The following is a 20,754-nucleotide window of genomic DNA, read 5'->3' on the forward strand; positions in this document are numbered from 1 at the left end:
AGCAGGGCTGGCGACCCACGCACCTTTTCACCGACCCACCCGATTTCCGACACACCAATGGCATCCTTCAACACCATCGACGATCTCGACGACGCACAGCGCGTCCTCGTCCGCCTCGATCTCAACTCACCGGTTGAGGACGGCGACGTACAGGACAACCGCCGTTTTCAGCGCCACGCGACAACGGTCAAAGAACTCGCTGAAGCAGGTCATCGCGTCGTGCTGATGGCCCATCAGGGCCGGCCCGGCAACGACACCTTCGTCTCCCTTGACCAGCACGCCGACATTCTCGGCGGCTACATCGACCGCGAGATCCAGTTTGTCGACGACATCTACGGCGACGACGCCCTCGACGCGATCGATTCCCTTGAGGCCGGCGAGGTGCTCCTCCTGGAAAACACCCGGATGAGCGATGACGAACTGCCCGAGGAAGCCCCCGAGGTCAAGGCCGAAACCGAGTTCGTCCAAACGCTCGCGCCGCACTTTGACGCCTACATCAACGACGCCTACTCGGCGGCCCACCGGAAACACGCCTCGCTGGTCGGTTTCCCGCTCGTGTTGCCGGCCTTTGCGGGTCGCGTGATGGAAACCGAGTATGAGGCCAACACCGCCATCGCCAACCGCGAGTTCGACGGGCAGGTCACGATGGTCGTCGGCGGCACGAAAGCGACCGACGTGATCGGCGTCATGGAGACGCTCGGCGACAAGATCGACACGTTCTGTATGGGCGGGATCGCCAGCCACCTGTTCCTCCGAGCGGCGGGCTACGATGTCGGCTACGATCGCCACGAGGATCTGGATCTCTACGACACTCAGTGGGAGAACAACGAGGAGATCATCCAGGAGCTCTACGAGGAGCGACGCGACCAGATCAAACTCCCCGAAGGCCTCGCCTATGAGGACGACGATGGCGAGCGAGCCGAGCACACCAACGAGGAACTCGACGCCGCCAACTACGACTACATGGATATCTCCGAGGCCACGGTCGAGAAATACGATCCGATCATTCGGGACTCCGATGCGGTCTTCCTCAAAGGAGCCCTCGGCGTCTTCGAGGACGAAATCTTCTCGACCGGCACAGTCGGCGCGGTGAAAGCGATCGCCGAAACCGACTGCTTCTCGGTGGTCGGCGGCGGCGACACCTCCCGATCCATCGAGATGTACGGGATGGACGAAGACGATTTCGACCACGTCTCGATCGCCGGCGGCGCGTACATCCGCGCGCTCACGGGCGACGACCTGCCGGGCGTCGAACTCCTGATCGACGCCGCGAACTAATCGCACTACCCCCTCCGCGGTACTTTCTTACTCGTCGCTCCCGATCTGTCAGCCATGAAACTCGGCATTGTTTCCGACACCCACGACAACCTCGCACACGTCCAGCAAGCGGTTTCGCTGTTCGAACTCGAAGGCGTCGACCACGTCATTCACTGCGGCGACATCATCGCGCCGTTTTCGGCAACGCCGTTCGACACCGACAGCTTCGAGTTCTCAGCTGTCCGCGGCAACAACGACGGCGAGTGGGCTCTGGGCAACGTTGTCGACGAGCTTGGCACGTATCTCGGCCAGTGTGGCGAACTCACATTTGACGGTGTTGAGATCGCGGTCTACCACGGTACCAACACGGTGCTTCGGGAGGCGTTGGCCGAGGCGGGCACCTACGACTACGTCTTCCATGGCCACACCCACGAACGAACGATCACATCCCACGGCGACACGGTTCGCGTCAATCCCGGCGGCTTGCCGATCGAAGGGGCTGACGACGCGTTCCACGTCGCCATTCTCGACACCGAGGAGTCGGGAACGGACGCGATTACCCACCACCAACTCGACTAGCGATAGCCGATGTCCGGGTGCTGTTTTGAGTACCACTCGGGGCGTTGTCACAGACCGCGGGGCTTTTGCGCCGACCATGCCAATCGATGCCTGTGACGGAGCCAGTCTCAACCGGCTGTGACGCCCTTGATACGCTGCTCGGCGGCGGGTTCGAACGCGGCACCGTCGCCCAACTGTATGGGCCGCCGGCGGCCGGCAAAACAAACATCGCGCTGTCGGCTGCCGTCGGGGTTGCCGTCGCCGGCGACAGCGCGCTGTATATCGACACCGAGGGGCTGTCGGTCGATCGGTTCCAGCAGTTGATCGAACACAGCACCGACGAGGCCCTCGACACTGTTGCCTCGCGGCTCATCATCTCCGATGCCGTCGATTTCGACGAACAACAGGAAGCGGTTCGGGATGCTGCCGACTTTGCTGAGCGCGTCGAGTTGATCGTCCTCGACAGCGCGACCGGCTTCTACCGGCTCAACCGCGCCGGCGACGAGGAGGGCGGCGACTCCCTGCGGGCGGTCGCTCGTCAGATCACGGAGTTGCTGTCGATCGCGCGCAAACACGATATCGCGGTCGTGATCACAAACCAGGTGTACACCGACCCCGACGCCGATCGGGTACGCGCGTTGGGTGGCCACACGCTGGAACACTGGACGGGCGTCGTTGTTCGGTTAGATCGGTTCCGCGGTGGGAAACGCCGCGCGACCGTAGAAAAACACCGGGCGAAAGCCGCCGGCGAGACGGCGACCTTCGAGATTACTGACGCCGGCATTACCGGCGTCGACGAGTTTTGACCGCCGCGCCTACAGTTCGAGATTTTGGATGAGTTGCCCGCGCTGTTTGGCGTCGGCGTTGACACCCTTCCGCTCTAAGACATTGCGTTCGAGCTTATCGAGCGCAACGTGGAAGGCGTGGTTCGCGCCGTAGCCTTCCCCGGAGCCGGCGAGTTGGCCGTGGCTCGTCCGGAGGCGGATCTGTGCTTGGATCAGCGGCGTCCCACGCAGCTTTTCTTTGTGTTCGTGGAACCGGACGTGAGCGTGGATCACGTTCATCGCCTGGTATTTGTCGACGACCTGGGTGATCGACTCGACGATCTCCGCCCGATCGATGCTGTCGAGCAGTTTGACGTTCGTGATCTGAACGTCCATCGACTCTTCTTCGGTGAACGTCAGCGCGCGCAAGACATCCGTTTTCGTGATGATGCCGCTGACGCCGCCGTCGTCGTCGGTAACGACCAACCCGGAGATGTCGTTGTCGAACATGACCTCGACGGCCCCGTCGACGGAATCCTCCAGTTCGGCGGTCAACACTGGTGAAGTCATCAGATTCTCAACCGGGAGATCAAGCATGCGGTCGTGGTCGCCGCTGCGGTCGCCTTTCTCCTGGCGGTTTTCGTCGCGGACGACGAAGTTGACGATGTCGTGGGTCGTGATGACGCCAGTTAGCGTGTCGGCGTCGTCGACAATCGGGAGCCGGGAGATGCCGTGCTCCCGCAAGCGGTTGATCGCCTGGCCGACCGTGGCTGCCGTCGTCTCCGTGATCACCTCGTCGGTGTAGATCTGGGAGACGGTCAGTGCATCGAGGTTTTCGAGGACGGCTTCAAGGATCGCGTCGGTCGTGATGATGCCATCGAGGGTCTCGCCGCGGAACACCGGCGCGACGTTGACATCGCCTTCGACCAACAGCCGCGCGGTCTCGCGGATATCCTCGTGGTAGTCGACGCGCGGTGCGGAGGTCATCAGCACCGAGGCTTTCGTGTCATCTTGAATCCGGGATTTTACCAGCTCGGATTCGCCGATCACCCCGGCGTAGTCGCCGTCTTCGGTGACGATAACGCCTTTCGGGTTTGCCTGATCGAACGCCGCACGAACCTTCGCCAGTCGTTCGTCGGCGTCGACCTCGACGAACTCCTCGGCGACTATGTCAGTAATATCCATGGTCTATCCTGAACCTACACCGGCGGGGGTATTTAACGTTGTTACAGTCCGGCCGACGTATCGTGGGCTGTTGGTTGCACCGTCGCCCCCTCGTCGCCGGCTTCTTGATCGTGCGGTGGCCGGCTCGACCGCCCGGTCAGGACTGCCAGAACGACCGGGTGAACAACACCGCCACCGGGATAATCTCGATCCGGCCGACGTACATCAGGAGCGTCATCGCCGCCTTCGTGACGGTCGAAAACGGGCTGTAACTGTTGAACGGGCCGGCAATCCCGAAGGCTGGGCCAATGTTGAAAAACGTCGCCGCCGCCGCGCTCATCGCCTCGAACTCCGAAAGTTCCAGTCCGACCCGCGCGCTGTCGATGACGACGACAAGCGTTGCCAGCGCGAAGATGACGAGACTCAACAGCGTGTAGGCGTAGATATCCCGGATCGTCGCCTCGTCGACAGCGGTGCCGCTGAGTCGAACCGGCGTGATCGCCTCCGGGTGGATCGTCGTAAACAAATCCCGGCGAAACGCCTTGAGGACGATCAGCCACCGCAGCAGCTTGATCGAACAGGTCGTACTGCCGGCCATCCCGCCGAGAAACATACAGGCAAACAGCAGGTGTTTGGCCGCCGGCGACCACGTGTTGAAGTCGACGGTCGCAAAGCCGGTTGTCGTCAAAAGCGAGACGATCTGAAACGTTGCCACCCGCACCGTCTCTTCGAGGCCACCGGTCGCGACATCGGCATCAACGAGCAACAGCAGCGTCATCAACACGGACGCGCCGACAACGAGGGCGAGGTAAAACCGAAACTCCTCGTTGCGGAGCGGCCGGCCCCAATCGCCGTTGACAAAGAAGTACAGGAGGATGAAGTTCGTCGCGCCGATGAACATAAACGGGACAAGCAGCCACTGCGCGGCGGGAGCAAACGCGCCAACGCTGTCGGGCTGTGGGGAAAACCCTGCGGTCGCCACCGCCGTCATCGCATGGGACACCGCATTGAAAAGATCCATCCCCGGGGCGATCCCGGCGACTCCGAGGGCGAACAGCCCGCCGGTCGCAAGCAGCGTGATCCCCGCATACAGCCGCCAGATCAGCCGGGCGGTGCCGGCGATCTTTGGCGTCAGCTTCTGGACATCCTGGGTCTGTGATTCGGTCTCCATCAGTTGGGCCCCACCGACAGACAGCTGTGAGAGGATCGAGATCGCCAACACCAAGATGCCGAGGCCACCGAGCCACTGGATCACCTGCCGCCACAGCAGGATCGACCGCGAGTGTGCGCCGAAATCGTCGATGATCGTCGCACCGGTGGTCGTGATCCCGCTCATGCTCTCGAAGATGGCGTTGCTTGGCGCCGCCAACAGCCCGTTGCCAGCCAACACAAACGGGATCGCGCCGACCAGCCCCACACAGAGCCACGACAGCGAGACCATCAGGTAGGCCTCCCGGGTGTACATGTTTTTCTCGGTCTCTAGCTGTTCGAGGCCAACGCCGGCCGCCAGCGTCACCGCGATCGGTGCGAGAAACGGGACAAGCGGGTCGCCATCGATGACCGCGACCACAAGCGGGATCGCAAGCGGGACAGCAAGCCATTTCAACACGCCACCAAGCAAGCGAAGACTCACCCGCCAGTTGACGCGAAGTCGGTGCATTAGAGCGCGGCTGTTGTCTCCTCGATGGCCGCGGCGCCGACAAAGAGCACGACGTGATCGCCCGGCTGAATCTCGGTGTCACCGCGCGGTGTCACAAACTCGGTTTTGCGTGTGATCGCCCCGATAACGACGCCCGCCGGCAGATCGGCGATCGACTCCTGGATCGGCCGGCCGGCCAGCACGCTGTCGGCGTCGACCTCGATCTCGATGACCTCCGCTTTGTCGCTTTCGATGAGCGCGACGTTTTCGGTCTTATCTGACTGTGTAAGGCGGGTGATCTCCTCGGCGACAACGACCCGTGGGTTGATCGCCACATCGACCCCGACGGCCTCGAAGAGATCAACGTAGGCCGGCGTATCGATGACAGCGATCGTTCGGTCGGCCCCAAGGCGGCGGGCCAACAGCGACACCAGCAGGTTCTTTTCGTCGCTTTCGAGGGCGGCGACAACGACATCGGCCTCGTCGATGTGCTCGCGTTCGAGAAACTCCATGTCGGTGGCATCGGACTCCATGATCTGTGCCGCCGGCAACTCCTCGGCAAGTTCGCGGGCCCGATCGGGATCCTGCTCGATCAGCCGCGGGCCGAAGCCCCGCTCGCTCAGCAGCCGGGCGACGTGGTAGCCGATCTCGCTGCCGCCGAAGATGGCGACTTCCTCGTCGGCACCGGCCCCGTGGTCGGGATCAAGCCCGTCGGCGAAGTTGTGGACGCTTTCGGGGCTGCCGATGACGACAACGCGATCGCCGGCGGTGATGACAGTACTCCCGTCGGGGACAATGACCTCGTCGTCTCTGATGACCGCGGCGAACGTCAGGGAGTCATACCGATCGGCTTCCTGGACTGTTTGGTCGACGATCGGGCACTGCTCGCTGATCTCGAATTCGGCCATCTGGACGCGTCCGCCCGCAAAGGGGTCGACATCGATCGCTGCCGGCAGGCCGACGACCCGGCCGATCGATCGGGCGGTCAGCAGATTCGTACAGACCATGTAGTCGACGCCGAACACGCGGTCGGCGCGCTCCCACGTCTCAAGATACTTTGTGTGTTTGATCCGGGCGATCGTGAGCGCCTCCGACAGCGCGGCGGCTGTCGAACAGACGACGATATTCGTTTCGTCGTCGTCGGTGCTGGCGATCACCATCTCGGCGCTCTCGATGCCGGCCTCCTCAAGGACGTCGATATCTGTGCCGTCGCCCGTGACGGTCAGGACGTCGTAGCCGTAGGTGAGTTCCTCGGTTCGGTCGCTTCGCTGGTCGACGACTGTCACGTCGTGGCTGGGGGCGAGATCAGCCGCGATGCTTTCGCCGACCTGGCCCGCGCCAACGATGAGGACGTTCATCGGCCTGTCCCTCTCATGGGGGTGGGTATCGACGGCGACGGTTTAGGTATTCCCTTGTTGGGTGAGTTCCGCGTCGATTCGTCGGCTGGGCAGCGCTCAGAGATACCGTGAGTCAGTCTCGATCGTCAGGTCGACCGGTCGGTTGCGGGCTTCGAGGTCGGCGACCGCCCGCTGGACGACGCGTTCGGCCTCCCCGCGGATCAACGGGATCGCCCGTTCGAGCACCCAGCCGAAGGAGACGAGCGCGGGCAGGTTCAACACGCCGGCGTCGGCGGAGTCAGGATCGAAGGCGACCTGGAAGGTTACCTGACAGGCTGCCGTCGCATCGTCGGGGGCATCCGCGGGCAGCGTCTCAAGCGGGTCGATCGCCCACTGGCCGTTGGCGTCGATATCCTTGGTGATCCGCCAGTCGATCTCTTCGGGCGGGTCGACAGCGACAACCTCCGAGTGGGCGGTGTAGCTGAGCTTCCACCAGGCAAACCGCAGGGCATACTGGGTGCCGACGCCGCCGTCGCCGGTTCGCACCCGCACGTTGGTGAGGTACTTGGAGTAGTTTGCATACCCCGGAAAATCGAGCAAGAACTCATAGACCTCCTCGGCGTCGGCGTACACCGTTGTTCGAACGACGATCGTATCCACGCCCCGCTGTTCGGCCGGGAGGCTAATAAGCCCGCAGGTCAGTCACCGCGTCGAACCCACACGGCCTTATGGCTGCGGCCGTACCTCCCGGTATGGTTGATACGGAGGCCTACACCATCGAAGGGCCGGACGGTTCCAGTGAAACGCTCGATGTCCCGGCCGGACTGGTCGAGACGCTCGCCGAACCCGGCGAGGAGCCAACGACGGTGATCAGCGATATCGTCGTGCAGGCCCTCGCCCAGCACGCCCACTCGCTTGTCCACCACGCTGAGGGTGAGCCGTCGCCGGAACTTGTTGAACTCAACGAGGCCGTCGAGGAACTCTTCGAGGAGCGCTTCGGCATGAGCCTCGAAGACGCGATGGGCCACAGTCACTGATCGGCACCGCTCACAGCGTCCCGATTCGGTTTTGTGTGGTGGCTTGTCTCTAGTGTGACTCACCGAATCGCCAGCAGCCGCCGGGGTGTGTGACTGTGTGGCATGTCAGGACAGGCACACCGGCGTTTAAGAAGATCCGGCGGCTACGTTCGGAGTGATGGGCACCCTAACGGAACTATTCGCGCCGGATCGCATCGCTGTTGTCGGTGCGACCGCACGTGAGGGGTCGATCGGCCGCGCCGTCACCGACAATCTGTTGCCGGCCTTCGACGGCGAGGTCGTCCCGGTCAACCCCAACTACGAGGAGGTGATGGGCCTCTCCTGTGTCGACGAGATCGGAGAGGCGGCGGCCGATATGGCCGTCATCGTTGTCCCGCCAAAGATCGTGCTCCCGGCGATCGAGCAGGCCGGCGAGGCCGGCGTGGAAAATGTCGTCGTCATTACCGCCGGCTTCGGCGAGACCGGCGGCGACGGCGCGAGCCGAGAACGCGAACTGAAGGAGATCGCCGCCGAGTACGACCTCAATCTGGTCGGCCCCAACAGCCTCGGCATCATGTCGACAGCCAATGGCATGAACGCCTCCTTCGGGCCCGACAGCCCCGAAGCCGGCAACATGTCCTTTATGAGCCAGTCGGGGGCGTTCATTACGGCCGTCCTCGATTGGGCCAACGACGAGGATGTCGGCTTCAAGGATGTTGCCTCGCTTGGCAACAAAGCCGTCCTTGATGAGACCGACTTCGTCGACCACTGGGGCGACGATCCCGATACCGACGTGATCATCGGCTATCTGGAAGGGATCAGCCAGGGGCGAGAGTTCATCGACACCGCCCGCGAGGTGACCCAAGACACCCCGATCGTCCTCGTGAAATCCGGCCGCACCGACGCCGGTGCGCAGGCGGCCTCCTCACACACCGGCACGATCGCTGGCTCCGAGCAGGCCTACGAGGCCGGCCTCGATCAGGCCGGCGTCCTCCGAGCGGAGTCGGTACAGGATCTGTTCGATGCCGCCCAGATGTTGGCCAATCAGCCAGTCCCGGAGAACAACGATATCGCCGTCATCACCAACGCCGGCGGCCCCGGCGTGATGTCGACCGACGCGGTCGGCGACTCGGGCTTGGAGATGGCGTCGTTCGAACAGGAAACCCTCGATAAGTTCTCCGAGCAACTTCCGCCGGAGGGTAACATCTACAACCCCGTCGACATCGTCGGCGACGCCGATGTCGAGCGGTTCCGCGACGCCCTCGATATCGCACTAGCCGACGAAAACGTCGGCTCGGCGATGGTGTTGTCGTGTCCGACTGCCGTCCTCGACTACGAGCAGTTGGCCGCCGAAACCGTCGAGTTGCGGGAAAAACACGGGAAACCCGTCGCGGCCTGCTTTATGGGCGGCGAGAGCGTCGACGACTCGGCGGCGATCCTCAGCGACGCCGGCATCCCGAACTACTTCGATCCCTCCCGAGCGATCGGGGCGCTCGACTCGCTGTGGGAGTACCGCGGCATCCAACAGCGAACCTACGAGGAGCCCGCTGACTTCGACGTGGACAAAGACGCTGCCCGAGAGATCCTTGAACGCGTTGAGGATCGATCGGACAACCGGCTTGGCGTTGAGGCGATGGGCCTGTTGGAGGCCTACGGCATTCCGATGCCAGACGGCGAGATCGTCGATGCGCCCGAAGATGCCCGCGCGGTCGCCGAGAGAATCGACGGCGATGTTGTGATGAAGATCGTCAGCCCCGATATCCTGCATAAATCCGATATCGGCGGCGTCGCGGTCGGTGTCGCCGACGACGAGGTTGCCGACACCTACGAGACGCTGATCACACGCGCGCGCAACTACCAACCTGACGCCAACCTGCTTGGCGTCCAGGTCCAAGAGATGGCCGATCTCGATTCGGGCACCGAAACCATCGTCGGGATGAACCGCGATCCGCAGTTCGGCCCGCTGATGATGTTTGGCCTGGGTGGCATCTTCGTCGAGGTACTGGAAGATACGACGTTCCGTGTCGCCCCGGTTTCGGAGACCGAAGCCCGCGAAATGACAGAAGAAATCAAGACGGCACCGCTCCTACGTGGCGCACGAGGGCGCGATCCCGCCGATCTCGATGGCATCGTCGAGACGATCCAGCGGCTCTCCCAACTGGTCGCTGACTTCCCGGCGATCATGGAGTTCGACATCAACCCGCTGGTCGCAACGCCCGACGGCGTCGCCGCCGTCGATATCAGACTCACCGTCGACCCCGAGAACCTATGAACACACTACTCATCACCGCAACCGAAGAAAGCACCGGTAAGACCGCCATCGCGCTGGCGTTGGCGACGATCGCCCGCGACCGTGGCCACTCGGTCGGCTACATGAAGCCAAAAGGCACCCGCCTGCAGAGCAACGTCGGCAAAACCCTCGACGAGGATCCCATGTTGGCCCGGGAGCTGCTCGATCTCGACGCCGAGATGCACGAACTCGAACCCGTTGTCTACTCGCCGACGTTCATCGATGGGGCGATCCGCGGCCAGGAGGATCCCGACGAGCTTCGCCAACAGGTCAAAACGCAGTTTGACGCCTTGGCGGCCGACCGCGATACGATGATCGTCGAAGGCGGCGGCTCGCTGTCGACCGGCGGCATCGTCGGGTTGACCGATCCGGAGGTTGCCGAGCTGCTGGATGCGAAGGCGATCTTGGTCGCCGACTACACCCAGCCCGGCGATATCGATGGGTTGCTCGGCGCGATCGACCGACTCGGGGATCGACTGGCGGGTGTCGTCTTCAACCGCATCTCCGATAGTGCCTTCGAGGAACTCGACAGCGACGTGATCCCGTTCCTTGAGAGTCGCGGCGTCGAGGTCTTCGGTGCAGTGCCGCAAGAACAGCGGCTGGCCGGCGTGACCATCGAGGATCTCGCGGCGGAACTCGGCGCGGATGTGCTCACCGATACGCCGACCGATGCCTACGTCGAACGCTTCCTTGTGGGTGCAATGGGCGGCGACGAAGCCCTCCGATACTTCCGACGGGCCCGTAACGCCGCGGCGATCACCGGCGGCGACCGCTCGGATATCCACACCGCCGCCTTGGAAGCCTCCGGCGTGAAGTGTCTCATCTTGACCGGCGGCCACCGGCCGTCGTCGGCGGTGTTGGGCCGGGCCGAGGAGGCTAACACCCCGATCCTACAGATCAACACCGACACCCTCACCGCCGTCGAGCGCGCCGAATCGGTCGTTCGCAGCGGTCGTACCCGCGATGCGGAGACCGTCGACACAATGGCCGACCTGCTGACCGAGCGGGTCGACCTTGACGCGCTGTTGGGTGCGTCTGACGCGGACTGATCGCGGTCGTCGCCATCTGTTTGGCCCGCTGCTGGCTGTCGCGAACCCCCGCCACAAACTCTTTATTGGTGTCGTCCGTTGACACGGGTATCAGGACAGCCGGGGTCGATGAGCCGTTGGGCTCACCCCGAGTTAGCAATCCTTAACTGGCCTCGTTTTGTAACCGACTGTAGTATCTCGTGATAGTAGTTTCTTCAACCCGAAACCCAACGTATCCATGGTAGACGTAAGCCAACACGAACTCGTACCCGAGCACATCCCCATCGAGGGAGCCGAACTCGATTCGGTTCTCGAGGAGTATGGGTTGGATCGTACCGATCTTCCGGAGATCAAAGCCAACGACCCGGCTCTGCCGGAGGAGGCTGAGACGGGCGATGTCATCAAGATCGTCCGTGATTCCCGGACAGCAGACACATCGATTTCCTACCGGCTGGTGGTCGAATGAACCGACAAGATCGACGCGACGTATCCAGAGAGTACTTCTCAGAGGATCGCCTTGCCGAACACCACTTCCGCTCGTTCAACGCCTTTCTCGAACGCGGCATGCAGCAGGTCGCCGTCGAAAAGGAAACCATCGAGACCGACATCGGCGACAAGGAGGGTCAAGAGCCCGTCTACGTCGAACTCGGCGACATCCGCATTCTGACACCACGTGTGCGCGAAGCCGACGGCAGTGAGGAGCTGCTGTTCCCACAGGAAGCTCGACTCCGCAACATCACCTACGCCGCGCCGGTGTTCATGGAGATGTCGATCATCCGCGGCGGCGACGAGGAACCCGAAACCGTCGTCGACTCCACGGAGACGAAGGTCGGCCGCATGCCGATCATGGTCGGCTCCGACAAATGTAACATCGCCGACTTCTCCGATGAAGAGCTCATCGAGATCGGCGAAGACCCCGCCGACCCCGGTGGCTACTTCATCGTCAACGGCTCCGAGCGGGTGCTGATGACCAGCGAAGATCTCGCGCCGAACAAGATCCTCGCCGAACACGACACCAAATACGACGACGACATCCAGGTCGCCAAGACGTTCAGCCAGCGACGTGGCTACCGCGCGCTCGTCCTCTGTGAGCGCAACCGCGAGGGGCTGCTTGAGGTGAGCTTCCCATCGGTGTCGGGCAGCGTCAACTTCGTCACGCTCGTTCGCGCGCTCGGACTCGAATCCGACGAGGAGATCGTCCACCGCGTCTCAGATGACCCAGAGATCGTGAAGTTCATGCTGGAGAATCTGGAGGAAGCCGACGTCCAGACCACCGAGGCCGCCATCGAAACCCTCGGTCAGCGCGTCGCCTCCGGGCAGGGCAAAAACTACCAGCTCAAACGCGCCAACTACGTCATCGACCGCTACCTCCTGCCGCACCTCCACGAGGAAGGCGTCGACGAGGAGGAGGTTCGCACCAACAAGGCCTACTACCTCTGTCGGATGGCCGAGGCCTGTTTCGAACTCGCTCTCGGCCGACGCGAAGCCGACGACAAGGATCACTACGCCAACAAACGCCTCAAGGTCTCCGGCGATCTGATGACCGATCTGTTCCGCACCGCGCTGAACAAACTGGCCCGGGATGTGAAATACCAGCTTGAACGCGCCAACATGCGGAATCGTGAGCTCTCGGTCAGCACGGTCGTCCGCTCGGACGTACTCACCGAACGGCTCGAACACCCGATCGCCACCGGCAACTGGGTTGGTGGCCGCTCCGGTGTCTCTCAGTTGGTCGACCGCACCGACCACATGGGTGTCCTCAGCCACCTCCGGCGACTCCGTTCGCCGCTCAGCCGATCGCAGCCACACTTCGAAGCGCGTGACCTCCACGCGACCCAGTGGGGTCGCATCTGTCCCTCCGAGACGCCGGAAGGGCCGAACTGTGGGCTGGTCAAAAACTTCGCTCAGGCGATGGAGCTGAGTCAGGACATCGAGGACGAGCAAGGACTGAAGCGCGAACTATCGTCGATGGGAGTCGAGGGGATCCCAGGTATCGACGGCGTTGAACGAACAACCCCTGCGGACGACTAACCAATGGCTCAATCACGAGAAGCAAAAGTCTACGTCAACGGGAGCCTCGTCGGCACCCATCCGGATCCGGAACAGCTTGCCGAACAGATACGAGACGCCCGCCGCCGCGGCGACGTCTCCGATATGGTCAACGTCTCCGTGCGTGGCCGCACCCAAGAGGTCATCATCAACGCCGATGCCGGTCGGGCCCGCCGCCCGCTGATCGTCGTTGAGGATGGCGAACCGCTGCTCGGCGACGAGGAGATCGAGGCGCTCAAAACCGACGACCTCGAGTTCGAGGATCTCGTCGACCGCGGCTACGTCGAGTTTATCGACGCCGAGGAAGAGGAAGACATCCTCGTCGGCGTCGACGAGGACGACCTCACCGAGCGACACACCCACCTTGAGATCGACCCCTCGCTGATCTTCGGGATCGGCGCGGGGATGATCCCGTACCCCGAACACAACGCCAGTCCCCGGATTACGATGGGCGCAGGGATGATGAAACAGTCACTCGGGCTGCCGTCGGCGAACTACCGCATCCGGCCTGACACCCGCCAGCACCTCCTGCATTACCCGCAGCTGTCGATGGTCAAAACCCAGACGACCGAACAGATCGGCTACGACGACCGCCCCGCCGCCCAGAACTTCGTCGTCGCCGTCATGAGCTACGAGGGGTTCAACATCGAGGACGCCCTCGTGATGAACAAGGGCTCCGTCGAGCGCGCGCTGATGCGGTCGCACTTCTTCCGCACCTACGAGGGTGAGGAGCGACGCTACCCCGGCGGCCAGGAGGATCGCTTCGAGATCCCCGATCAGGACGTTCGCGGTGCCCGCGGTGAGGATGCCTACACCCACCTCGACGAGGACGGCCTCGTCAACCCCGAAACGGTTGTTGACGAAAATTCGGTGCTGCTCGGCAAAACGAGCCCGCCGCGGTTCCTCGAAGAACCAGACGATATGGGCGGACTCAGCCCCCAGAAACGACGCGAAACCTCCGTCACGATGCGCTCCGGCGAGGACGGCGTCGTCGACACCGTCACCGTCATGGAAAACGAGGATGGCTCGATGCTCTCGAAGGTGAAGGTGCGTGACGAACGCATCCCCGAACTCGGCGACAAGTTCGCCTCCCGGCACGGCCAGAAGGGCGTTATCGGCCACCTTGCCCCACAGGAAGATATGCCGTTCACCGAGGAGGGGCTCGTCCCTGACCTCGTGATGAACCCCCACGCGCTGCCCTCACGGATGACCGTCGGCCACGTCTTGGAGATGCTTGGCGGGAAGGTCGGCGCGCTGGAAGGCCGCCGTGTCGACGGCACGCCGTTCCAGGGTGAAGACGAAGAGGAGCTTCGCGGCGCACTGGAGGAACACGGCTTCAAATCCTCCGGGAAGGAGGTTATGTACTCCGGCGTTTCCGGCGAGAAGATCGACGCGGAGATCTTCGTTGGGACGATCTTCTATCACAAGCTCTACCACATGGTCTCCAACAAGCTGCACGCCCGCTCCCGCGGGCCGGTGCAGGTGTTGACCCGGCAGCCGACCGAGGGGCGTGCCCGCGAGGGTGGCCTCCGTGTCGGCGAGATGGAACGCGATACGATCATCGGCCACGGCGCGTCGATGGTGCTCAACGAACGCCTGCTTGAGTCCTCTGACAAGGAGACGGTCTACGTCTCTGAGGACACCGGCATGATCGCCGTCGAGGACAGAGAGCAACGCCGGGTGTATGATCCGGCGACCGGCAGCGAGGACAACATCCACGAACTCGACGTGAGCTACGCGTTCAAGCTCCTCCTCGATGAGATGATGGCGCTCGGCATCCGACCAACCCTCGAACTCGAAGACGCGGTCTAAGCTACAATGTCAATGCAAACACCAAAACAGCTCGGCGGGATCGACTTCGGACTGATGGATCCCGAGACGTACCGTGACATCTCGGCGACGAAAGTGATCACGGCCGACACCTACGACGACGACGGCTACCCAATCGACATGGGGCTGATGGATCCACGACTCGGCGTGATCGACCCCGGTCTTGAATGTCGTACCTGTGGGCAACACTCCGGCTCCTGTCCTGGTCACTTCGGCCACATCGAACTCGCTGCGCCGGTCATCCACGTCGGCTTTACGACGCTTATCCGGCGACTGCTCCGGGCGACCTGCCGGGAGTGCGGTCGGCTGACGCTGACCGAGATGGAGATGGAGGAGTACCGCGAGGAACTCGACCGCGCCGAGGATCTCGGCAAGGATCCCGATACGGTGCTCAAAGCGGCTGTCCGACAGGCCCGCAAGGCCGGCAGCTGTCCGCACTGTGCGGAACCCCAGGCCGACATCAAACACGAAAAGCCGACAACCTACTACGAGGTCCAAAACGTTCTGTCGGGCGAGTACTCCGAGATCATCGCCGAGGCGATGCAGCCCGACGAGGACGACGAAGACGACGAGGGGATGAGCCCACAGGCCCTTTCGGATGAGACGGGCATCCCACTCGACCGGATCAACCAGATCCTCGGCGGCGAGTTCCGGCCACGGGACGATGGCCGTCGCGCCCTTGAGAAAGCGCTCGATGTCGACCTCACCGAGGAGGACATGAACAAGCTGATGCCGAGCGACATTCGGGATTGGTTCGAGCAGATCCCTGATTCGGATATCGAAGTCCTCGGGATCGACGCCGAGGGCTCCCGACCGGAGTGGATGATCATGACCGTGCTGCCGGTGCCGCCGGTGACCGCTCGGCCATCGATCACGCTGGACAACGGCCAGCGATCCGAGGACGACCTCACCCACAAGCTGGTCGACATCATCCGGATCAACCAGCGGTTTATGGAAAATCGTGAGGCTGGCGCGCCCCAACTGATTATCGAAGACCTCTGGGAACTGCTGCAGTACCACGTCACCACCTTCGTTGACAACGAGATTTCCGGCACGCCGCCGGCCCGACACCGCTCGGGACGACCCCTCAAAACCCTCAGCCAGCGACTCAAGGGCAAGGAGGGTCGCTTCCGCGGTTCACTCTCCGGCAAACGCGTCAACTTCTCGGCGCGGACGGTCATCTCCCCGGATCCGACGCTGAGTCTCAACGAGGTTGGGGTTCCCGACCGCGTCGCCAGCGAGATGACGATCACGATCAACGTCACCGACCGCACCCTTGAGGAGGCCAAACAGTACGTCGCCAACGGGCCGGAAACCCACCCCGGCGCGAACTACGTCAAACGACCTGATGGCCGCCGGCTGAAGGTAACTGAGAAAAATTGTGAAGAGTTGGCAACGAAGATCGATGCCGGCTGGGAGGTCAACCGCCATCTGATCGACGGCGACATCGTGATCTTCAACCGCCAGCCGTCGCTGCACCGGATGTCGATTATGGCCCACGAGGTCGTCGTGATGCCGTACAAGACGTTCCGGCTCAACACGACGGTCTGTCCGCCGTACAACGCCGACTTCGACGGCGACGAGATGAACATGCACGCCCTCCAGACCGAGGAATCCCGGGCTGAGGCGCGCGTGCTCATGCGTGTCCAAGAACAGATTCTCTCGCCGCGATTCGGTGAGAACATCATCGGCGCGATTCAGGATCACATCTCGGGGACGTATCTGCTCACCCACGACAACCCCCACTTCACCGAGACCCAGGCGCTCGACCTGCTGCGGGCAACGCAGGTCGATGAGCTGCCGGAACCCGACGGTGAAGATGAGACCGGCCCCTACTGGACCGGCCGCACCGTCTTCTCGCTGCTGTTGCCGGACGGGCTTGATCTCGAATTTGATTCGTCGGCTGGCGACACGGTCATCATCGAGGATGGCCACCACCTCCAAGGGACGATCGACGAGGACGCCGTCGGTGCCTTCGGCGGCGAGATCGTCGATACGATCGTCAAACAGTATTCGGAAACCCGTGCTCGCGTCTTCATCAACGAGGTCGCGGCCCTCGCCATGCGGGCGATCATGCACTTCGGCTTCTCGATCGGGATCGACGACGAGTCGATTCCGCCGGTCGCCGACGAGCAGGTCGATGAGGCCATCGACAACGCCTACGGCCGCATCGATGAGTTGATCGAGACCTACCGGGCCGGCGATCTTGAATCGCTGCCCGGCCGAACGGTCGATGAGACGCTGGAAATGAAGATCATGCAGACGCTCGGTAAGGCCCGCGACTCGGCGGGTGAGATCGCCGAGGATCACTTCGCCGACGACAACCCGGCGGTCGTGATGGCCCGCTCCGGGGCGCGTGGGTCGATGCTGAACCTCACGCAGATGGCCGGCTGTGTCGGCCAACAGGCTGTTCGCGGTGAGCGGATCAACCGTGGCTACGAGGATCGCACGCTGGCCCACTACGAGCCAAACGATCTCTCGGCGGAGGCCCACGGCTTCGTCGAAAACTCCTACCGCGGCGGGCTGACCCCGCGGGAGTTCTTCTTCCACGCGATGGGTGGCCGCGAAGGGCTGGTCGATACGGCCGTCCGTACCTCGAAATCCGGCTACCTCCAGCGACGCCTGATCAACGCACTGTCTGAGCTTGAGGTGCAGTACGACGGGACAGTTCGGGATACCTCCGATCGCGTCGTCCAATTCGAGTTCGGCGAGGACGGCACCTCGCCGGTGAAGGTTTCCTCCAGTGAGGACTTCGAGGTCGACGTTGAGGGGATCACCGACCGCGTGTTGGACGCCGAATTCGACAACGACAGCGAGAAAGAGGCGTTCCTCACGCCGTCGGAGTCGCCGACGAACCTCTCAGAGCACACTGATACCGCGCTGTCCTCGGAGGTGGAGTCGGATGACTGAGTACGACCACGTCACCGACGACATCAAAGCCGTCGTTGAGGACACCGAACTGCCGCGTCGCCTGCGGCGGCGCGTCTACGACTCCATCGAGGAACGAGAGGGCGTTACCACCGAGCAGGCCGATGAGATCGCTCGTGCCGCCGAGGCAGAGTATCTCGACGCCCGGATCGAGCCACTGGAGCCTGCTGGCACCGTCTCCGCCCAGTCGATCGGCGAACCTGGCACCCAGATGACGATGAACACGTTCCACTACGCCGGTGTCGCCGAGATCGACGTGACACAGGGCCTTCCGCGGCTGATCGAACTCGTCGACGCCCGCAAGGAGCCGGATACGCCGATGATGACGGTGTATCTCGAAGACGAGTACGCCGAGGACAGAGAGAAAGCCCGCGAGGTCGTGTGGGCGCTTGAAGCGACGAAGATCCTCGCGTTGGGTGATGTGTCGACGAATGTCGCCGACATGGTCGTCCGGATCGACCTCAACGAGGAGACGCTGTTGGAGCGGTGGCCGACCGCCGACGCCGCCGAACCCGTCGCCGCGGAGATCGCCGAAACCATCGAAGACGCTCTTGGCGTCGACACCCGTCATCAGGGGATGGCCATCGAGTTCGGCCCCAGCGAACCGAGCTACCGGGAGCTGCTCCAGTTGGTCGAGGAGCTTCGGGAGATCGTCTTCAAAGGGATCGAGGAGATCAGCCGCGTCGTCATCCGCAAGGAAGAACTCGACGACGGCGAGGAGTTCGTCCTCTACACTGAGGGATCGGCGTTCGGCGATGTGCTCCGGATCGAGGGCGTCGATGCCAGTCGCTCGACCTGTAACAACATCCACGAGATCCACGAGGAACTCGGGATCGAGGCTGCCCGCGAGGCGATCATCAACGAGACGATCGACACGCTCCGCGAACAGGGGCTCGACGACGTGAACATCCGCCATCTGATGCTTGTGGCTGACATCATGACCAACGAGGGCACTATCGAGTCGATCGGCCGCCACGGTATCTCCGGTTCAAAGGACTCCGTGTTGGCCCGGGCTGCGTTCGAGGTCACGGTCAACCACCTGCTGGATGCCGCGATCCACGGCGAAAGCGACGATCTCAACGGGATCATCGAGAACGTCATCGCGGGCAAACCGGTCTCGATCGGCACCGGCGACGTGAAGCTCCGGATGGGGTCGATGGAGACGTCGCCGGCTGACGACTGACGATGCGGGTCACCCTGTCGGCAGACGCCAAGCGGTACATTCGGCTCTTCGCCGAGGAAACCGACATCAACCCACTGGACTGCCTCATTGAGGGCGACCGCGTTGTCCTGTTGATCCCGGCCGGCGAGATGGCCGATGCGATCGGCCCGGACGGCCACACTGTCGACCGCGTTGAGGAGAAACTGGGCCGGAAGATCGAGTTGGTCGAAAACGCCGACACCCCAGCGGCGTTTGTCGCCAGCGCGCTTGCCCCTGCCGCAGTACGCGGGGTGACGATCTCCGAGCAGGGCGACCGCATCGCCTACGCCGAGGTCGTCGAGGCTGATCGTGGGATCGCCATCGGCAGCGACGGGCGGCGGATCGAAACCGCCCGCAAACTGGCCCAGCGCCACTACGATATCGACGATATCAAGCTGACCTGATGGCTGTCTGGGCGGCTCGATAACTCGGTGTAAGCGGTGCTTACGCACTCCGCGCCATTCTCCGGTCGTCAACACAGTGTTCCGAAACGGTCGCAGATCCGATTAGCGACCCCTGCGGAGCGATCTCAGCCCGTTTCGCCGCTCGAAAAAGGGATGCTTAAGTAGCCGCATCTGGAAAGGCGGATACATGGCAAACGGCAAATACGCCGCCCGTAAGCTCAAGAAAGACCGGCAGCAGCGACGCTGGTCTGACTCCGAGTACGCTCGACGCGAGCGCGGGCTCAAAAAGAAGTCCGACCCGCTTGAGGGCGCGCCGCAGGGCCGCGGCATCGTCCTTGAGAAGGTCGGCATCGAGGCAAAGCAGCCGAACTCCGCGATCCGGAAATGTGTCCGGGTTCAGCTGATCAAAAACGGCAAACAGGTCACCGCGTTCTGTCCTGGTGACGGGGCGATCTCGTTCATTGACGAACACGACGAGGTCACGATCGCGGGGATCGGTGGCGCGAAGGGTCGCGCAATGGGCGACCTTTCGGGTGTCAACTACAAAGTCGAGAAGGTCAACGGCGTCTCGATGATCGAACTCGTTCGCGGTAACGCCGAGAAACCCGTCCGATAATGTCTGAGAGCGAAGCCACACCTGACGACGAGGCGGCGGCCGACGAGGCCGATGAGGCCGACGAGATCGACGACGGCGCGAAACTGTTCGGTGTCTGGTCGATCGCGGAGATCGAGTACAACGATCCCTCGACCAAACGGTACATCAACGTGACGCCGATCGCCCACACGATGGGTCGCCACGCCGCCAAGCAGTTTGAGAAAAGCGAGATCTCGATCGCCGAGCGGCTGATCAACCGGCTGATGCAGACCGAGGACAACACGGGCAAGAAACAGCAGGCGGCCAACATCGTCAAAGACGCCTTCGAGACGATTCACGAGCAGACCGAGGAAAATCCGGTGCAGATCCTCGTGACCGCGGTCGAAAACGCCGCCCCCCGAGAGGAGACGGTTCGCCTGAAATACGGTGGCATCTCCGTGCCGAAAGCCGTCGACGTGGCGCCCCAGCGACGGGTCGATGAGGCACTGAAGTTCATCGCCCAGGGCACCCACAACGGCAGCTACAAATCCGCAACCGATGCCTCCGAGGCATTGGCCCGCCAACTGATGGGCGCGGCCGACAACGATGTCGAAAGCTACGCGATCACGCAGAAAGAAGAGCGCGAACGCGTCGCCGCCGCGGCCCGCTAACGCGGAATACCCAATCTGGGTTTTCGAACCGACAGGGTGCAGCG

Annotated in this window: 18 protein-coding genes; 14 read left to right on the top strand and 4 right to left on the bottom strand. The window is 62.8% G+C overall.

Annotated elements, in window-relative coordinates; all coding sequences use genetic code 11:
- The first annotated feature begins 57 nt into the window (after positions 1-57).
- The 3 genes from DM826_RS03750 to radB all read left to right on the top strand — a co-directional run bounded on the left by DM826_RS03750 (position 58) and on the right by radB (position 2,621).
- Positions 58-1,278 carry a phosphoglycerate kinase gene (locus DM826_RS03750; protein ID WP_120101621.1) on the top strand — a complete coding sequence of 407 codons (1,221 nt, stop codon included), beginning with the start codon at positions 58-60 and terminating at the stop codon, positions 1,276-1,278.
- A gap of 54 nt (positions 1,279-1,332) precedes the next feature.
- Positions 1,333-1,836, top strand: coding sequence for a metallophosphoesterase (locus DM826_RS03755; protein ID WP_120101624.1), 504 nt, complete (start codon positions 1,333-1,335; stop codon positions 1,834-1,836).
- A gap of 92 nt (positions 1,837-1,928) precedes the next feature.
- Positions 1,929-2,621 (top strand): DNA repair and recombination protein RadB, encoded by a 693-nt coding sequence (gene radB, locus DM826_RS03760; protein WP_205738789.1) that lies wholly within the window; start codon positions 1,929-1,931, stop codon positions 2,619-2,621.
- A gap of 9 nt (positions 2,622-2,630) precedes the next feature.
- Here radB and DM826_RS03765 read toward each other — a convergent pair whose 3' ends face one another.
- The 4 genes from DM826_RS03765 to DM826_RS03780 form a co-directional block, all read right to left on the bottom strand.
- On the bottom strand, positions 2,631-3,764 hold the full coding sequence (locus DM826_RS03765; RefSeq protein WP_120101629.1) for a CBS domain-containing protein: 1,134 nt from the start codon (positions 3,762-3,764) through the stop codon (positions 2,631-2,633).
- Between the two features lie 136 nt (positions 3,765-3,900).
- Positions 3,901-5,403: a TrkH family potassium uptake protein gene (locus DM826_RS03770; protein WP_120101631.1), complete on the bottom strand. Its 1,503-nt coding sequence runs from the start codon at positions 5,401-5,403 to the stop codon at positions 3,901-3,903.
- Positions 5,403-6,740 carry a Trk system potassium transporter TrkA gene (gene trkA / locus DM826_RS03775; protein ID WP_120101634.1) on the bottom strand — a complete coding sequence of 446 codons (1,338 nt, stop codon included), beginning with the start codon at positions 6,738-6,740 and terminating at the stop codon, positions 5,403-5,405. Before trkA ends, DM826_RS03770 begins: the two co-directional genes overlap by 1 nt.
- Before the next feature lie 96 nt (positions 6,741-6,836).
- A complete protein-coding gene (locus DM826_RS03780; protein ID WP_120101636.1) occupies positions 6,837-7,379 on the bottom strand; it encodes an SRPBCC family protein in 543 nt (180 codons plus the stop codon).
- A gap of 92 nt (positions 7,380-7,471) precedes the next feature.
- Between DM826_RS03780 and DM826_RS03785 the strand changes: the two genes are divergently transcribed.
- The 11 genes from DM826_RS03785 (at position 7,472) to DM826_RS03835 (ending at position 20,710) form a co-directional block, all read left to right on the top strand.
- Complete coding sequence (locus DM826_RS03785; RefSeq protein WP_120101639.1) at positions 7,472-7,756, top strand: DUF7545 family protein; 285 nt, start codon at positions 7,472-7,474, stop codon at positions 7,754-7,756.
- A gap of 157 nt (positions 7,757-7,913) precedes the next feature.
- Positions 7,914-10,007: an acetate--CoA ligase family protein gene (locus DM826_RS03790; protein WP_120101641.1), complete on the top strand. Its 2,094-nt coding sequence runs from the start codon at positions 7,914-7,916 to the stop codon at positions 10,005-10,007.
- Complete coding sequence (locus tag DM826_RS03795) at positions 10,004-11,074, top strand: phosphotransacetylase family protein (protein ID WP_120101644.1); 1,071 nt, start codon at positions 10,004-10,006, stop codon at positions 11,072-11,074. Before DM826_RS03790 ends, DM826_RS03795 begins: the two co-directional genes overlap by 4 nt.
- Before the next feature lie 217 nt (positions 11,075-11,291).
- Entirely contained in the window at positions 11,292-11,519 is a 228-nt protein-coding gene (locus DM826_RS03800) for a DNA-directed RNA polymerase subunit H (protein ID WP_120101646.1), read from the top strand.
- Positions 11,516-13,084 (top strand): DNA-directed RNA polymerase subunit B'', encoded by a 1,569-nt coding sequence (locus DM826_RS03805; protein ID WP_120101648.1) that lies wholly within the window; start codon positions 11,516-11,518, stop codon positions 13,082-13,084. The genes DM826_RS03800 and DM826_RS03805 overlap by 4 nt, the downstream gene beginning before the upstream one ends.
- A 3-nt stretch (positions 13,085-13,087) precedes the next feature.
- Positions 13,088-14,914 carry a DNA-directed RNA polymerase subunit B gene (rpoB, locus tag DM826_RS03810; protein ID WP_120101651.1) on the top strand — a complete coding sequence of 609 codons (1,827 nt, stop codon included), beginning with the start codon at positions 13,088-13,090 and terminating at the stop codon, positions 14,912-14,914.
- Between the two features lie 12 nt (positions 14,915-14,926).
- Positions 14,927-17,842 (top strand): DNA-directed RNA polymerase subunit A', encoded by a 2,916-nt coding sequence (locus DM826_RS03815; protein WP_120101654.1) that lies wholly within the window; start codon positions 14,927-14,929, stop codon positions 17,840-17,842.
- Positions 17,835-19,043, top strand: a complete 1,209-nt coding sequence (gene rpoA2 / locus DM826_RS03820; RefSeq protein ID WP_120101657.1) for a DNA-directed RNA polymerase subunit A'' — start codon at positions 17,835-17,837, stop codon at positions 19,041-19,043. Before DM826_RS03815 ends, rpoA2 begins: the two co-directional genes overlap by 8 nt.
- A 2-nt stretch (positions 19,044-19,045) precedes the next feature.
- The gene (locus DM826_RS03825; RefSeq protein ID WP_120101660.1) at positions 19,046-19,465 is read left to right on the top strand and encodes a NusA-like transcription termination signal-binding factor; all 420 of its coding nucleotides are present in this window, start codon (positions 19,046-19,048) and stop codon (positions 19,463-19,465) included.
- Positions 19,466-19,652: 187 nt separating this feature from the next.
- Positions 19,653-20,081: a 30S ribosomal protein S12 gene (locus DM826_RS03830; protein ID WP_021040854.1), complete on the top strand. Its 429-nt coding sequence runs from the start codon at positions 19,653-19,655 to the stop codon at positions 20,079-20,081.
- A complete protein-coding gene (locus tag DM826_RS03835; RefSeq protein ID WP_120101662.1) occupies positions 20,081-20,710 on the top strand; it encodes a 30S ribosomal protein S7 in 630 nt (209 codons plus the stop codon). The genes DM826_RS03830 and DM826_RS03835 overlap by 1 nt, the downstream gene beginning before the upstream one ends.
- Positions 20,711-20,754: the final 44 nt, after the last annotated feature.

The organism is Halonotius aquaticus (genome assembly GCF_003605575.1).
In the GTDB taxonomy this organism is placed as follows: Archaea; Halobacteriota; Halobacteria; order Halobacteriales; family Haloferacaceae; genus Halonotius; species Halonotius aquaticus.